Source organism: Pseudomonas sp. BIC9C (assembly GCF_034541995.1).
Classification (GTDB): Bacteria; Pseudomonadota; Gammaproteobacteria; order Pseudomonadales; family Pseudomonadaceae; genus Aquipseudomonas; species Aquipseudomonas fluorescens_CC.
Window position 1 is genome coordinate 156,095 of record NZ_JAWDGM010000006.1, and the last position, 15,965, is coordinate 172,059.

14 protein-coding genes and 1 pseudogene are annotated in these 15,965 nt (G+C 59.3%); 9 read left to right on the forward strand and 6 right to left on the reverse strand.

The window, feature by feature from the left end:
- Window positions 1–105: 105 nt before the first annotated feature.
- Window positions 106–744: a peroxiredoxin gene (locus RS887_RS24365; protein WP_322617407.1), complete on the reverse strand. Its 639-nt coding sequence runs from the start codon at window positions 742–744 to the stop codon at window positions 106–108.
- 291 nt (window positions 745–1,035) lie between these two features.
- Entirely contained in the window at window positions 1,036–2,379 is a 1,344-nt protein-coding gene (locus tag RS887_RS24370; protein WP_322617408.1) for an OprD family porin, read from the reverse strand.
- A gap of 478 nt (window positions 2,380–2,857) precedes the next feature.
- On the opposite strand from RS887_RS24370, the gene RS887_RS24375 reads away from it, so the two are divergent.
- Window positions 2,858–3,880: an IS110 family transposase gene (locus RS887_RS24375; protein ID WP_322615595.1), complete on the forward strand. Its 1,023-nt coding sequence runs from the start codon at window positions 2,858–2,860 to the stop codon at window positions 3,878–3,880.
- A gap of 262 nt (window positions 3,881–4,142) precedes the next feature.
- On the opposite strand, the gene RS887_RS24380 is transcribed toward RS887_RS24375, so the two are convergent.
- Window positions 4,143–5,483: an OprD family outer membrane porin gene (locus tag RS887_RS24380; RefSeq protein WP_322617409.1), complete on the reverse strand. Its 1,341-nt coding sequence runs from the start codon at window positions 5,481–5,483 to the stop codon at window positions 4,143–4,145.
- Window positions 5,484–5,847: 364 nt separating this feature from the next.
- On the opposite strand from RS887_RS24380, the gene tauA reads away from it, so the two are divergent.
- Complete coding sequence (gene tauA / locus RS887_RS24385) at window positions 5,848–6,837, forward strand: taurine ABC transporter substrate-binding protein (RefSeq protein ID WP_322617410.1); 990 nt, start codon at window positions 5,848–5,850, stop codon at window positions 6,835–6,837.
- Window positions 6,838–6,964: 127 nt separating this feature from the next.
- Here tauA and argA read toward each other — a convergent pair whose 3' ends face one another.
- Together argA and argE are read right to left on the reverse strand one after the other, a co-directional pair.
- Window positions 6,965–8,263, reverse strand: a complete 1,299-nt coding sequence (gene argA / locus RS887_RS24390; protein ID WP_007978929.1) for an amino-acid N-acetyltransferase — start codon at window positions 8,261–8,263, stop codon at window positions 6,965–6,967.
- A gap of 259 nt (window positions 8,264–8,522) precedes the next feature.
- Complete coding sequence (argE, locus tag RS887_RS24395) at window positions 8,523–9,674, reverse strand: acetylornithine deacetylase (protein WP_322617411.1); 1,152 nt, start codon at window positions 9,672–9,674, stop codon at window positions 8,523–8,525.
- Window positions 9,675–9,831: 157 nt separating this feature from the next.
- Here argE and RS887_RS24400 point away from each other — a divergent pair, with 157 nt between their 5' ends.
- Window positions 9,832–11,199, forward strand: a complete 1,368-nt coding sequence (locus RS887_RS24400) for an inorganic triphosphatase (protein WP_057398761.1) — start codon at window positions 9,832–9,834, stop codon at window positions 11,197–11,199.
- Between the two features lie 98 nt (window positions 11,200–11,297).
- Here RS887_RS24400 and RS887_RS24405 read toward each other — a convergent pair whose 3' ends face one another.
- Window positions 11,298–11,762, reverse strand: coding sequence for an Lrp/AsnC family transcriptional regulator (locus tag RS887_RS24405; protein ID WP_008015415.1), 465 nt, complete (start codon window positions 11,760–11,762; stop codon window positions 11,298–11,300).
- A 126-nt stretch (window positions 11,763–11,888) separates the two neighbouring features.
- On the opposite strand from RS887_RS24405, the gene RS887_RS24410 reads away from it, so the two are divergent.
- The 6 genes and pseudogenes from RS887_RS24410 (at window position 11,889) to RS887_RS24430 (ending at window position 15,948) form a co-directional block, all read left to right on the forward strand.
- Window positions 11,889–12,227, forward strand: coding sequence for a hypothetical protein (locus tag RS887_RS24410; protein ID WP_322617412.1), 339 nt, complete (start codon window positions 11,889–11,891; stop codon window positions 12,225–12,227).
- A gap of 396 nt (window positions 12,228–12,623) precedes the next feature.
- Window positions 12,624–13,151 (forward strand): annotated as a pseudogene (locus RS887_RS30450) (GspE/PulE family protein); the annotation flags it as partial.
- A 34-nt stretch (window positions 13,152–13,185) separates the two neighbouring features.
- A complete protein-coding gene (locus RS887_RS30455; RefSeq protein WP_323131771.1) occupies window positions 13,186–14,100 on the forward strand; it encodes a GspE/PulE family protein in 915 nt (304 codons plus the stop codon).
- 83 nt (window positions 14,101–14,183) lie between these two features.
- Window positions 14,184–15,104, forward strand: coding sequence for an SPFH domain-containing protein (locus RS887_RS24420; protein ID WP_322617413.1), 921 nt, complete (start codon window positions 14,184–14,186; stop codon window positions 15,102–15,104).
- Window positions 15,105–15,112: 8 nt separating this feature from the next.
- Window positions 15,113–15,562, forward strand: a complete 450-nt coding sequence (locus RS887_RS24425) for an NfeD family protein (RefSeq protein ID WP_322617414.1) — start codon at window positions 15,113–15,115, stop codon at window positions 15,560–15,562.
- A gap of 68 nt (window positions 15,563–15,630) precedes the next feature.
- Window positions 15,631–15,948 carry a DUF2388 domain-containing protein gene (locus RS887_RS24430; RefSeq protein ID WP_322617415.1) on the forward strand — a complete coding sequence of 106 codons (318 nt, stop codon included), beginning with the start codon at window positions 15,631–15,633 and terminating at the stop codon, window positions 15,946–15,948.
- The last annotated feature ends 17 nt before the right edge of the window (window positions 15,949–15,965 follow it).

Sequence of the window (15,965 nt, forward strand, 5' to 3'; positions counted from 1 at the left end):
GCCGCCTTCGCGAGCAAGCCCGCTCCCACAAGGGCTTACGCGGTCAACTGTGGGAGCGGGCTTGCTCGCGAAGGCGGCATCAGCCTCACCGTAAATATTGATGGCTCACCGATTAGGCTGCGGCGTCAGGCGCAAGTAAGGCTTAACGGCACGATACCCCTTGGGAAAACGCTGTTTGATTTCATCCTCATCCTTGAGCGACGGCACGATCACCACTTCGTCACCGTCCTGCCAGTTGGCCGGCGTGGCCACCTTGAAGTTGTCGGTGAGTTGCAGCGAATCGATCACCCGCAGGATTTCATTGAAGTTGCGGCCGGTGCTCGCCGGGTAGGTAATCGTCAGCCGGACCTTTTTGTTCGGGTCGATCACGAACAGAGAACGCACGGTCAAGGTGTCGTTGGCATTGGGGTGGATCAGGTCGTACAGGTCCGAGACCTTGCGGTCGGCGTCATCCAGGATCGGAAAATTGACCACGGTGCCCTGGGTTTCGTTGATGTCTTCGATCCACCTGTGGTGCGACTCGACGGGGTCCACGGACAGCGCGATAGCCTTGACGCCGCGCGCCGCGAACTCATCCTTGAGCCTGGCGGTGAAACCCAGTTCGGTGGTGCACACTGGTGTGAAATCCGCCGGATGGGAAAACAGCACGCCCCAGCTATCGCCCAGCCACTGATGGAAACGGATGATGCCGGCGCTGGAGTTCTGCTCGAAATCGGGGGCGATATCGCCAAGTCTGAGACCCATGGTGCTGCTCCTTGTGAGTGCTTGATGGGTTCCACTGTGCCTGTGTTTTTTATCTATTAAAAAGAATAAATATTGATTTATTTAGATCATAAAGAAATATTAAAGATCTGTTCACTGGACGTACACGCACAACCCGCCGAACATCGGCCACAAGGTTCGAGAAGGCCTTGAGTTGCTGCAAAGAGGGAACTTCAAGACGGGATTACGGGGGTGAACCCGTCTTGAAAATGTAAAAGCCCCGCCCGGTGCAGTACCGGGCGGGGCTTTTTTGTTTCGCTTACGCGAGCGCTATTACAACAGCGGGATCGAGTAGCTGACGATCAGGCGGTTTTCGTCCTGCGAACGGGTGTTCGGCAGGTCGGTGCGCCAGGTAGCGTTTTTCCACGCCAGACCCAGGTTCTTCAGCGGGCCTTCCTGAACGACATAAGCCACGCTCAGATCGCGCTCCCACTCGGAAGCACCATTGGCCGCCTCGCCACCCTTGGCGTTAACGGTATCGATGTTGTCGCCATGCAGGTACACCAGACCCGCCGTCAGGCCAGGTACGCCGACCTTGGCGAAGTCAAACGCATAGCGTGCTTGCCAGGTTTTCTCGCCGGCACGGCCGAACTTCTGGATTTGCGAGTCGGTGATGGTGTAGTTCGACGAACCGTCGCCCTGGTTCAGCCAAGGGAAGTCGCTGCTGCCGTTGCTGACCTGGTATCCGCCACCGAAGGTGTGACCGGCAACGCTGTACAGGAACAGGCCGCTGTACAGGTTGTTGTCGACTTTGCCTTTACCGTTGGCTGCACCGCTGTAGTTGCCAGTGCTGAAGAACAGAGGGTCATGACCGTTGGCACCGTCATCGGAGCTGTTGAAGTAACGGAAGTCCGACTTCAACACGCCAGGGCCGATAGCCCAGTTGTGAACCAGACCCAGGAAGTGTTGCTTGTAGAACTCTTCCAGGTTGCCGTAGTAGTACTGGGCAGTCAGGTCCTTGGTGATCTTGTAGTCGCCGCCGGCATAGATGAACTTGTTGCTGTCGCGGAATTTGGTGCCGCGAGTGTTCGCGCCCGAAATCGACATCTGCTCATTGTTGCTGGAGTTACGGCCTTTAACGGCTTCGATCTGGCCACCGACCAGCGTCAGATCCTTGATGTCACCGGACGTGATCTGGCCACCCTGCCAGGTTTGCGGCAGCAGGCGGCCATCGTTGGTCACGATCACCGGGTTTTTCGGCTGCAGGGTGCCCAGCTTCAGTTCGGTCTGGGAAATTTTGGCTTTGGCCGTCAGGCCCAGGCTGGAGAAATTATCCACCGCCTCGCCGTTGGACTTGCTCGGGAAAACCGTGCCGCCGTAAGAGGTCGCCGTGGCGCCGTTGGTACCGCCGCCCGAATCCAGCTTGACGCCCAACAGGCCGATCGCATCGATACCGAAGCCGACGGTGCCCTGGGTGTAGCCGGAGATGAAACGCAGATCGAAGCCCTGGCCCCATTCTTCGTTTTTGTTGGCACCGGCACCGTCACGGTTGTCAGTGTTGATGTAGAAGTTACGCAGCCCCAATGTTGCCTTGCTGTCTTCGATAAAACCCGCGGCGTTTGCCTGCTGGGCCAATACCCCGACGGCCACAGCCATGGCCAGGGTGGACTTGTTCATGTTTCGCTCCTCTCGTTTCTAATTCTGATGTTCCTGGTCCCGAATCGTTTGCCCGGGATCCTGAATGCATAATTTCGCGGCAAACCGTCTGAGCCGGTCGTTTGGCGGGCCGCAGGATACATGGCATTAAAGCCAAAAAGAATTTCTTGAGTATTTTTAATATTGTTATGGAATATGACTTCCCACGACAGAACCGAGGTATCGGCGCCAAGGCCGATTCCTGAACCTGATCGATTGTCGAGGGACGAAATTGCCAAATCCGAGCTCAGGGATGAGTGTCGGAAGACGCACTTTAGTGTGCGGATTAAAAAACAAAAAAGAATAAAAAAGAAATAGCATCTTTGTTTATGGAATATAAAGCTCGGCACGAAAAAAAGCCCCGCCAACGGACGGGGCTTAATGAGATGGTCAGCCTGACCGAGAAGCCCTGCAGGTTTACGCTTGCAGGGCTTTTCTCGTTTTCGGCGGAGGATCTCTCATGAACACGATGACGCTTCTCGGTATCGACATTGGAAAACACAGTTTCCACCTGCACGGCCAGGACGCCAAAGGTCATCAGGTTTTACGCAAGAAAACCAGCCGCGCTCAGTTGCTCAGCACATTGGCCCAGCTGCCGGCCTGTACGGTGGTGATGGAATCGTGCGGTGGCGCCCATTGGCTGGCTCGACAGATCGGTGCAATGGGCCATGAGGTGAAGCTGATCGCCCCGCAGTACGTAAAACCATTCGTCAAAGGCAACAAAAACGACTTCATTGATGCCGAAGCGATTTGCGAGGCGGCGAGCCGCCCCGCGATGCGCTTCTGCTCGATCAAAACCCAAGAGCAGCAAACGCTTTCAGCGCTGCACCGTGTCCGCGAATCATTGATTGGCCATCGCACTGTCGCGACCAATCAGATTCATGGCTTTCTGCTGGAGTTCGGGATCAGCCTGCCTATTGGCGTTATTGCGTTGCACCGCGTGCCGGCGCTGCTGGACGATCCACAACACCCCGTTCCTGTGCGCTTGAAGGGCGTGGTGATGCGTCTTTATCGTCAAATTCAACAGCTCAATGATGAAATCAAGGACATCGAGTCCGACCTGAAGCAGCAGCTGAAAGAAGACGATGCCGGGCGTCGTTTGCAGAGTATTCCAGGCATCGGCCCGATCACTGCCAGCGCAGTACTGGCGGATGTGGGCGATGCGTCGAACTATCGAAGTGGACGCGACTTTGCCGCTTCATTAGGACTGGTGCCGAGGCAGTATTCAACGGGAGGGAAAACAGTGCTATTGGGGATCAGCAAGCGTGGCGACAAGCACATACGCCAACTGCTGGTGCAGGGCGCGCGAGCCATCATGCGTTATATCGACAAGCGGGAAGATGCCCTGGGGCCTTGGGTTCGAGAACTGCTGACGCGCCGACATTCCAATGTCGTAGCGTGCGCGTTGGCCAACAAACTGGCGCGAATCGTGTGGGCGGTACTGGCCAAAGGCGGCCAGTACGACCCACATCCGAACGCTTGAACGTACAGCTTTATCACCGGCTTTTGCGACGTCACTGACTGATGACAGTAAACGGCAAACGGCCCGACTGAGGACCTGGCACAAAATTCAGCTTTAGAGGCTGAGGGCTTTTTCAGGACAGTCGGGAGCGGCTACTCATCGAGGGCCGAGCGTTGTTACAGCAACGCTCACCATGAGCCCGAATACATTAGCGCAAGCCAGCTTTACCGAAAACAACCAATGAGGTTGCAGGAGATGGGCTGACCATACATTTTTGTGGCTATTACATGAAGCTGTAGGTGTAGTTGAAGATCAGACGGGTCTGGTCTTGATCAAGGGTGCTGGTGTTGCCACGGTAGGTACCGTGACGCAGCGTCGTACCAAACCCTTTCAGTGCGCCCGTTTGAATCACGTAATCGATACGCGCGTCAGTCTCGTGCTCACTCAGGTCTTTACCCACACCGCTGGTTGCCTTGATGTCCTGGCCATTCAAGTAAGCAATCGAAGCTTTCAAGCCTGGTACGCCCAGTGAGGCGAAGTCATAGGAGTACTGACCGAACGTGGTGTTTTCACCGGCACGGATAAAGCTGCCGACCGTGGCATCGGTGAACGAGTAGAAGCTGGAGCCGCCGGCACCTTCCTGGCGACCTTTGTCATCGACAAGGCTGCCCTGGTTCAGGAATACAAAGCCGCCGTCATCGCTGACACGTTGATGCCCGAGCAGGAACGCGTTGCCACCCAGGGTATAGGTGAACATGGCGCTCCAGGTCTTGTTATCGACCTCGCCCGGGGTCTTGGCGAAACCGTTGTTGTTGTTGAAACGGAAGCCCGGATCGCCGTTCTTGCCGTCGGAGCTGCTGTCGAAATAACGGATATCGGTCTTGAACGACTGATTGGCCGCGATCGGGTAGACGTGCACCAGGCCGAGGAAGTTCTGCTTGTAGAAGTCTTCCAGGTTCGCATAGTAGTACTGCAGCAAGAGGTCTTTGGTGACCTTCCAGTCAGCACCGCCGTAGAGGAACTTGTTGCTGTCCTGAGTCGCGCCAGCCACAGACAGGCCAGTGGAGTTCGAGGAGGCGCGACCCGACGCGTGCTCCAGCTGACCAAAGTTGAAGGTCACGTTGTCGATTTCTTTGGAGGTGATGGTGCCACCTTCAAAGGTCTGCGGCAGCAAACGGCTGTCGTTCGCGATCAGGATCGGCAGGTTAGGTGCCAGAGCGCCACCCAGGTGGGCTTCGGTCTTCGAGAAGCGCGCCTTGACGTTGCCATCCAGACGGCTCCACTCGTCGGCCGCCTCTTTGCCATCGCTAGGGAAGAAGGAGTTGGCGTTACCGGTCGGGTGATGCCCCTTGCCGCCATCCAGGTGGATACCCACCAGAGCCTGGGCGTCGATACCAAAACCTACGGTACCCTGGGTGAAACCGGACAGGTAGTCGAACTTCAGACCCTCAGCGGTTTCTCGCTGACGGTTACCGGGCGTGCTCGCCCCTTCACGCATATCGGCGTCGTAGTACATGGTGCGAGAGCTGATGGAAGCCTTGCTGTCTTCCAGGAAACCTGCGGCGCCTGCCTGCTGCGCCAAAACCCCTACGGTCACGGCCAAAGCCAAGGTGGACTTGTACATTGTGTAGCTCCTCTCGATTCTAATTCTTGTATTCCTGGTCTCGAGTCGTCGCCCGAAATCCTAAGATGCGCGATTAGCGCCAGACCGTGACCCACAAGTCAATCGTAACTATGTGTGTCTACGACCATAGTCTAATCCCCGATTTTTTGGTCCCTGCAGGGTCATGATTTCGTCATGAACCTGAAAAGAATTACCCGATTCTTTTCTAATACCGTTTAGGAATTTAGCTCCCCACTGCACGATTACCCCAGAATAGACGGTTCGGCTCATAAGCTAATTACTAAACGGTATTTATTTTCGCTTTTTTAGATCGATTAGTTTCTGCCATAAATCGGAAACAAATCTTTTACCGAAAGGCGATCCCATGACGACCAAACGCGCACTATCCGGGTCAATTGTTACAGTTTGTGTATCGCTGGCATTTTCTTTCACGGCACAGGCAGCGAACCTCACCGTCGGCTATCAAACCGGAATCGACCCCAGCAAAGTCCCCCAGGCCGATGGCCTTTATGAAAAAACCATCGGCCAGCCCATCGACTGGCGGCGCTTCAACAGCGGTCCGGAAGTGGTCACGGCGATTGCCTCGGGCGATGTGCAAATCGGCAATCTCGGCTCCAGTCCGCTGGCCGCTGCCGCCTCGCGCAACCTGCCGATTGTCGCGTTCATCGTCTCGGCCCAGATCAATGCCGCCGAAGCGCTGGTGGTTCGCAACGGCAGCGGCATCGAAAAGCCGCAAGATCTGATTGGAAAGACCATCGCCACGCCTTTCGTTTCAACCTCCCACTACAGCCTGCTCGGTGCGCTGAAGCACTGGGGCCTGGACGGCTCGAAAGTCAAAGTGGTGAACCTGCAGCCGGCGGAAATCGCGGCAGCCTGGAAACGAGGCGATATCGATGGCGCGTTTGTCTGGTCGCCCGCCCTGGGAGAAATCCGCAAGACTGGCAAGACCCTGACCGACGCTGCGCAGGTAGGCCAATGGGATGCACCCACCTTTGAGGTCTGGGTGGCACGCAAGGATTACGCCGAAAAACATCCTGAGGTCGTGGCAAAGTTCACCAGGGTCACCCTTGATTCGTTCGCCGACTATGCCGCCCATAAGGACCAATGGACCGTTGATTCGGTGCCCGTCCAGAAAATCGCCAAACTGACGGGTGCCAACGCCGCCGATGTTCCGGAGCTATTGGCCGGTTCCGCCTTCCCGGATGCCAAGGCGCAACAAAGCACCGCGCTGCTGGATGGCGGCACGGCCAAGGCGATTGGCGAGACGGCGAAATTCTTGAAGGAACAAGGGAAGGTTGAAACGGTGTTGCCGGATTATTCGCCGTATGTCAGTGCGAAGTTTGTGCGGCAGTAACGCGAACTCTGTGGCGAGGGAGCTTGCTCCCGCTGGACCGGGCTGGCGCTCCAGGCCGAAGGACTCCCAATTGGGGCCGCTACGCTGCCCAGCGGGAGCAAGCTCCCTCGCCACAAAAGCCAGAGCGTTACAGGGCTTTTTCGAAGATCTTCGAATTACGCTGATAGTTGTACAGCGATGCCCGCGCCGACGGCAGTCGGTCGACGCTGCTGGGTTCGAAACCACGTTCGCGGAACCAGTGCGCGGTGCGGGTGGTAAGGACGAACAAGGTTTTCAAGCCCTGCGCCCGTGCGCGGGTTTCGATACGCTCCAGCAGCTCATCGCCGCGACCGCCATGGCGGTATTCCGGATTCACCGCCAGGCAGGCCAACTCACCCGCGTCCGAGTCGGCGATCTGGTACAGCGCCGCACAGGCGATGATCATGCCTTCGCGTTCAACCACACTGAATTGCTCGATCTCGCGCTCCAGCACCTCGCGGGAACGGCGCACCAGGATGCCCTGCTCTTCCAGCGGACTGATCAAGTCCAGCAAACCACCGACGTCTTCAATGGCCGCTTCGCGCACCACTTCGAACTGTTCCTGGGCCACCAGCGTACCGCCACCGTCGCGGGTGAACAGTTCGGTCAACAGTGCACCGTCTTCGGCATAACTGACGATATGGCTGCGGGCCACGCCGCCACGACAGGCTTCGGCAGCGGCGTCCAGCAGTTCTGCCTGATAGTTACTGCCCAGCCGTTGCAGATGCGCCGGCACTTGCTGCGGACGCAGTTCGCGCACCAGGCGCCCGTGTTCGTCGATCAGGCCCAGGTCGGCGCCGAACAGCAGCAGCTTGTCCGCGCCCAGGTCGATGGCCGCGCGGGTGGCGACGTCTTCGCAGGCCAGGTTGAAAATCTCCCCGGTCGGCGAATAGCCCAGCGGCGACAGCAGCACGATGGAGCGCTCGTCCAGCAGACGATTGATGCCCTTGCGGTCGACCCGGCGCACTTCACCGGTGTGGTGATAGTCGACGCCTTCAAGCACGCCGATCGGCCGTGCCGTCACCAGGTTGCCGCTGGCCACCCGCAGGCGCGAACCCTGCATCGGCGACGAAGCCATGTCCATCGACAACCGAGCCTCAATGGCAATGCGCAACTGGCCAACCGCGTCGATCACGCACTCCAGGGTCGCGGCATCGGTGATGCGCATGCCGTGGTGGTAATGCGGGGTCAGGCCACGGGCGGCGAGGCGCGCCTCGATTTGCGGCCGGGAACCGTGAACCAGTACCAGACGCACTCCCAGGCTGTGCAACAGCACCAGGTCGTGGACGATATTGCCGAAGTTCGGGTGTTCAACGCCGTCGCCGGGCAGCATGACGACAAAGGTGCAATCGCGGTGGGCGTTGATGTAAGGCGAAGCGTGACGAAGCCAATTGACGTATTCGGGCATGAACCTGGGCCTGTAATAAATAGCAGCCGAAAAAAGGGCGAAACTGAAAACGCACAGCGGGCTGATGGTTATCGTCGGAACAGGCTTGGCGACACGCGCGCTCTCCTCATGAATACGGGTTTGGGTACCGGCAATTTATACGGCTTGTCATGTAAATCACAGACCCCTGTGGGAGCGGGCTTGCTCGCGAAAGCGGTGGGTCATTCAGCACTGAGTTGACTGACACGACGCCTTCGCGAGCAAGCCCGCTCCCACAAAGTCAAGCCGCTGGGGTCAGGCAATAGTGTTCGATCAGTTGCCTTAATAGATGCACCGTAGGCTGCAAACGTGACATTTCGAGGTATTCCCCCGGCTGATGGGCGCAGGCGATATCACCTGGGCCAAGCACCAGCGTTTCACAGCCAAGGCGCTGAAGATAAGGTGCTTCGGTGCCGAACGCCACTGCTTCGGCGCTGTGGCCGGTGAGCCTTTCGGCAAGGCGCACCAGCTCTGCGTCCTCGGCCTGCTCGAATGACGGCACTTCGGGGAACAACGGCGCGTAATCGATCTTGACCTGATGCCGCTCGGCAACCGGCTTGAGCTTCTGAAGGATCTCGGCGCGCAGGACCTTGGGGTCCATGCCGGGCAACGGCCGCAAATCGAATTCCAGCGAACACTGGCCGCAGATGCGGTTGGGGTTGTCACCGCCATGGATGCAGCCGAAATTCATCGTTGGCGTCGGCACGCCAAACTGTGGATTGCGGAATTCGCGCTGCCATAACAAGCGCAGGCCACGCAGTTCGCCGATGGCATCGTGCATGGCTTCCAGGGCGCTGTGGCCCAGGCGCGGGTCGGAGGAGTGACCGCTCTGACCGAGGATGTCGATGCGCTCCATCATGATGCCTTTGTGCATGCGGATCGGCTTGAGCCCGGTCGGCTCGCCGATCACCGCCGCCCGCCCCAGCGGTCGCCCCGCTTCGGCCAGCGCGCGAGCGCCGGACATCGAGCTTTCTTCATCGCAGGTGGCGAGAATCAGCAATGGCTGTTTGAACGGTTTATCGAGCAGCGGTATGACCGCCTCGATCGCCAGGGCGAAAAAGCCCTTCATGTCGCAACTGCCCAGGCCGACCCAACGACCGTCGACTTCAGTCAGCTTCAGCGGGTCGGTTTGCCACAACGCGCCGTCGAACGGCACGGTGTCGCTGTGCCCGGCCAGCACCAGGCCGCCGGGGCCGGAACCGAAACTGGCCAGCAGGTTGAACTTGCCGGGGCTGACCTGCTGGATCTCACAGGTAAAACCCAGCTCACCGAGCCACGTCGCCAGCAGATCGATGACCGGGCGGTTGGTCTGATCGAGACTGGGTTGAGTGCAACTGACGGACGGTGCAGCAATCAGCGCAGCGAATTGTTCTTTCATCGATGGCAATGGCATCGCTGACTCCCGGGTCCCGAATTGAGGTCCATCATAGAACCAACCGATGACAGGAATAAACCGTCGCGGCGCGTACTAACCTTGAGTCCTGTACACTGCACGACCTTGGCAGCCACACATTCCCCCGGCTGCGCTCCCGATCCTGGATTTTCCGGCCATGCAGAAAGAAACCGAAATCAAACTCCGCGTCAGCCGCGAAACCCTCGCCGCCCTGCGCGAGCACCCGTTACTGAAAAAACGCAACAAAAGTGGCTGGGAACGCCGTGAGTTGATGAACCAGTACTTCGACACGCCCGAGCGTGACCTGGCCCAGGCCAAGGTCGCCCTGCGCCTGCGCAAGGACGGCGACGAAGTGATCCAGACCCTCAAGACCCGCGGCCAGAGCGTCGCCGGTCTGTCGGTACGTAACGAGTACGACTGGAACCTGCCCAAAGCCAAGCTCGACCTGAAGAAACTCGACGGCGAATGCTGGCCCGAGGAACTGGCCGAATTGGACAAGAAAACCCTGAAGCCGATCTTCACCACCGACTTCGTCCGCGAACGCGCGGAAATCGCCTGGGGCCGTGGCAAGACCAAAGTGGTCATCGAAGCCGCACTGGACCTGGGTCACGTCGTGGTCGGCAAGCAGAAAGAAGAAATCTGCGAGCTGGAACTGGAACTGCGTGAAGGCGAGCCGGCCGCCCTGCTGGAACTGGCCGCCGAGCTGGCCGAGAAACTGGCCCTGATGCCCTGCGACATCAGCAAGGCCGAGCGCGGTTATCGCTTGTACGACGCCCACAGTTATTCGTTGAGCCTGCCAGCGCCGCAGATCACCGCCGAAACGCCGCTGGACGACGCCTTTGCCGCGCTAAGCTGGCATTTGCTCGGCAGCAGCCAGCGTCTGGCCGAACAGTATCGCTTCAACGGTCACTGGCGCCTGTTGCAGGACTGGGTCGAAAACCTCGCGGAAATGCGCGCGCTGATCAGCAGCCTGGGCCAGGCCGCTCCGCGTCAGTCGACCCACGACCTGCGTATCGCCCTCGATGCCTTGCTGGAGGACTGGCGTCCGCTGGTCCAGGCCGGTCTGGACGATGAAGACGTGCGCAAGGCCGCACCCGAGCAGTTCCTCGAAGAACTCGAAGACCCGCGCTGGGGCCTGTTCTCCCTGAGCACCTCGCGCTGGTTGCTGGCCCGCACCTGGGCCGCCGACCGCAACACCCGTGGCAATCGCCAGGGCGCTGCGCAACTGGGCAGCTGGTTGCCGCGCCTGCTGGGCGAAGAAGCCAACTCGCTGCAATTGCAGCGCTACCAGCAACAACCGGAAGACCTGGCCGAGCAACTGCCGCGCATCGAACGCATCCAGGTCTGGCTGCACCATGCGCGTAGCGTGCTGGAGATCCCGGAAATGGATCGCCTGTACGGTGAGCTGAACAAGCTGGCACAGCTGGCCAACGAGTCGATCACCGACGAAGTCCTGGATGCGCGCAAGCAGCAGGCGATTGCGGTTTATCAGAACCGCGCCTGGAAAATGCTGTTGCGTCTGTAATACCGCCATCGCTGGCAAGCCAGCTCCCACAGGTTCAGTGCGGTATCTGTGGGAGCTGGCTTGCCAGCGATGAGGCCCGCACATCCACCGCAATAACCTCAGACTGGCAAACTCGTCGTGGACTTGATCTCCGACAACGCCACGATCGAATTGACCTCCTGAATCCCCGGCACCATCGACAGCTTCTCAAAGAAGAAGCGCTCATACGCCTCGATGTCCGCCGTGACAATCCGCAGCAGGAAATCCACCGCCCCCATCAGCACGTAACACTCCAGCACCTCCGGAAAACCGCGAATCGCCTCGGTGAATTCGGTGAAGTTCGAACGCCCGTGGGCATTGAGTTTCACCTCCGCGAAGATCTGCGTGTTCAGGCCGATTTTCTTGCGGTCGAGCAAGGTCACCTGGCCGCGAATGATGCCCTCCTCTTTCATCCGCTGAATTCGCCGCCAGCACGGCGATTGCGAGAGCCCCACCTGCTCGGCGATCTGCGCGCTGGAAAGCGAAGCATCCTCTTGCAGCAAGGCGAGGATCTTGCGGTCGTAGCTGTCCAGTTCGCTTTGCATAAAAAAACCCTTAACTGAGTAACTAGTGAATTGATTGATTCTTCATTTGTGCAATACAGCCAATCATAGAGAAGAAATACCCGGCACAGGATGTAAACATTTCTCCAGTATTTCTGGAGCCTGACCATGCCGTATCTCGAAGCCGTGAACACCCCACCTGCCCGCGCCGATGTGTGGAACGTCAGCAGCACCCATTGCCGCGTTCGCTATCAAATGCAGGCCGAGGCAGAACCCGACCTGCTGTGTCGCGCCCTCAACCTGTTCGCCTTGCAATTGCTCACGCCGGAGCAGGTCAGCGTGCAGCGCCAGGACGACTGGCTAGTCATCGAGATCGTCATCGACGGTTTGAGCTGGCACCGTGCGCAAGTGATTGCGGAAAAACTTCGTAACCTGATCAGCGTCTGTTCGGTGGAGCTGCAAGAAGCTGATTCCCCATGGGCCGAAGCGGTTCAAGCGACAGGCTGAAAAACGCCGAAACGGCTTTGTCGGGTAGTGGCCCAGCGGTCAGTCGGGCCACGGCTATCCTTTGCGGACTGTCGTTCAAAAGGAGCCCGCATGTCCGTACAAATCGCCCTTCAGGACCGCTGGCTGGATCTCAATGATGTGCTGCGCGAACTGGTCGCCCAGGGCTTTATCAGCCAGGATTCAGCCGAACACGCACTCAATGCCCGCCGCCGCAACGCCACCCATGGCCAGATGCATCCGCTGGAGTTCATCGCCAGCCAACAACTGGACGACCTCAGCCGTCCCGGCAAACCGCTGGACCTCGAAAGCCTGACCCTGTGGCTGGCCCGGCAGGCCGGCCAGCCTTACCTGCGCATCGATCCGTTGAAAATCAACGTCGCGGCCGTGACCCCGCTGATGTCCTATGCCTTCGCCCAGCGCCACAAGATCCTCGCGGTAGCGATCGACCGCGATGCGGTGACCGTAGCCAGCGCCCAGCCTTATGTCAGCGGCTGGGAGGCTGACCTGACCCACGTGCTCAAATTGCCGATCAAGCGCGTGGTGGCCAACCCGGTGGAAATACAGCGCTTGAGCGTCGAATTCTTCCGTCTGGCCAAATCGGTCACCGGGGCGAACAGCGCCGACCCGCAAGTCAGTACCCTCGGCAATTTCGAACAGTTGCTCAACCTTGGTGCCAGCGACCAGGAGCCGGACGCCAACGACGCACACATCGTCAATATCGTCGACTGGCTGTTCCAGTACGCGTTCCAGCAACGGGCCAGCGACATCCACATCGAACCCCGGCGCGAGCAAGGCACGGTGCGCTTTCGCATCGACGGCGTGCTGCACAACGTCTATCAATTCCCGCCCCAGGTCACCATGGCCATCGTCAGTCGCCTGAAAACCCTGGGGCGCATGAACGTCGCGGAGAAACGCAAACCCCAGGACGGCCGGGTGAAAACCAAGACCCCGGACGGGGGTGAAGTCGAGCTGCGCTTGTCGACTCTGCCTACAGCCTTCGGCGAAAAATGGTCATGCGGATCTTCGACCCGGAAGTCCTGCTCAAGGACTTCAATCAGCTCGGGTTTCTGTCGACGACCTGCGCCGCTGGCAGGACATGACCCGCCAGCCCCACGGCATCATTCTCGTCACCGGGCCGACGGGTTCGGGCAAGACCACTACCCTCTACACCACCCTGAAAAAACTGGCGACGCCAGAGGTCAACCTCTGCACCATCGAAGACCCGATTGAAATGGTCGAGCCGGCGTTCAACCAGATGCAGATCCAGCACAATATCGACCTGACCTTCGCCGCCGGCGTGCGCGCGCTGATGCGGCAAGACCCGGACATCATCATGATCGGCGAGATCCGCGACCTCGAAACCGCGGAGATGGCGATCCAGGCTGCGCTCACCGGGCACCTGGTGCTGTCGACCCTGCACACCAACGATGCACCCGGTGCCATCAGTCGCCTGCTGGAACTCGGCGTGCCGCATTACCTGATCAAGGCCACGGTGCTTGGCGTCATGGCCCAGCGACTGGTGCGAACCCTGTGCCCGCACTGCAAGGCGCCGCTGACGCTGGGCGAAGACGACTGGCAAACCCTGACCCGCCCCTGGCAGGCACCATTGCCGGGCAATGCCCAGCGTGCCGTCGGTTGCCTGGAATGCCGCGACACCGGTTATCACGGTCGCGCCGGGGTCTACGAAATCATGCAACTGAGCGACGGCATCAAAGCGTTGATCAGTCCCGACACCGATCTGCTGGCCGTGCGGCGGCAGGCATTCAAGGAAGGCATGCGCAGCCTGCGGTTGTCAGGGGCGCAAAAGGTCGCCGCTGGGTTGACGACCATCGAGGAGGTTCTGCGAGTGACGCCCCAAAGCGAGCAGAACTGAGGCCGGCTGTTCTTATCCGGCACGGCCCCGCTACACTCCAGCGAGTGCAACTCCACAGATCCACACATCAACAAGGAATCGTTATGCAGATCGGTAGTGTGCTTTTGCTTTTTGTTGGCCTGGTGGTCGCCATTCTGCTCATGGGCTTCAAGGTCGTGCCCCAGGGCTTTGAATGGACTGTCGAGCGTTTCGGGCGCTACACCAACACGCTCAAGCCGGGGCTGAATGTCATCGTTCCGGTCATGGACCGCATCGGTCGCAAGATGAACGTGATGGAAAGCGTGCTGGATATTCCGCCGCAGGAAGTCATCACCGCCGACAACGCCACGGTGCAGATCGACGCCGTGTGTTTCTTCCAGGTGGTCAACTCGGCCCAGGCCGCCTACGAGGTCAACAACCTCGAGCACGCCATCCGCAACCTGCTGCAAACCAACATCCGTACGGTGCTCGGCTCGATGGAACTCGACGCCATGCTCAGCCAGCGTGACGCCATCAACGAAAAGCTGCTGCGCACCGTCGATGAAGCGACCGCGCCGTGGGGTATCAAGATCACCCGGATCGAAATCAAGGACATCAGCCCGCCCGCCGACCTGATGGCGGCAATGTCGGGGCAGATGAAAGCCGAGCGGATCAAGCGTGCGCAAATTCTGGAAGCCGAAGGCCTGCGTGCTGCAGCGATCCTGACCGCCGAAGGCAAGAAGCAGGCACAGATCCTCGAAGCCGAAGGCAGCCGTCAAGCCGCCTTCCTGGAGGCCGAAGCCCGCGAACGACAAGCCGAGGCAGAGGCCCAGGCCACCAAAGTGGTGTCCGAGGCCATCGCCAGCGGCAACGTGCAAGCGGTCAATTACTTCGTGGCGCAGAAGTACATCGATGCGCTGGGCAAGTTGTCTTCGGCCAACAACAGTAAAGTGATCCTGATGCCGCTGGAGGCCAGCTCAATGATCGGTGCGGTGGGCGGCATTGGCGAAATCGTCAAGGCCACTTTCGATAACAAGAAAGCCTGAGGCGCGCCATGTTGGCATTTTTGCAGCACCTTTCGTTCTGGGACTGGTTGGCGCTGGGCACGGTGCTGTTGATTCTTGAAGTGTTCGGCGCTGGCGGCTACCTGTTGTGGATCGGCATGGCGGCGGCAGCCGTGGGCGTCTTGACCTTCCTCTTGCCGGGCCTGTCCTGGGAATGGCAGTTCCTGTTGTTCGGCCTGCTGTCGATCGCCACCGCGTTGTACTGGTGGCGGCGTCAGCGCACTGCGAGCCGCCCGAGCGATCAGCCGCACCTGAATCTGCGCGGCCAGGAACTGATCGGAAAAACCTTCGTAGTGCATGAAGCGATTGTCGACGGCCGCGGAAAAATCAAGGTGGCCGACGGCGTGTGGATGGCCCGCGGACCGGACACGGCCATTGGCAGCCGCGTGCGGGTGGTCGGCCAGCAAGGCGCAGTCCTGCTGGTCGAAGCGGCGGAATAGGCGGCCACGGAACTCGATTGGGGGTTGGCAATCCAACGGCGTAGTTAACCCAGTGGAGTCACCCTTTCATGCGTTTCAAACTTGCTGTCGCTACCGTCGCCCTGTTGTCTTTGCCTGTCGGTTCGGCGATGGCCGATACTTTTTGGCGTAACGTTCTTACATCCGGCGCAACCACCGGTTCGAGCTATCTGACGTCCAGGGATAACAAGCTGATCGTCGCGGCTCAGGACGACGCCAGCAGCTTCGTCGCCAGCGACGGCGGTATCCGCGGCCCGTACCTGGAAGCAGCCATACAGAAAGTCCGCGCCGCCAACCCGGGCCTGCAAGCCACGGACATGGAACTGGCGAACGCGATCCTGGCGAAGAATGCCGTGGCTTCTGAGTAAGTATCGCGAATGGGAAA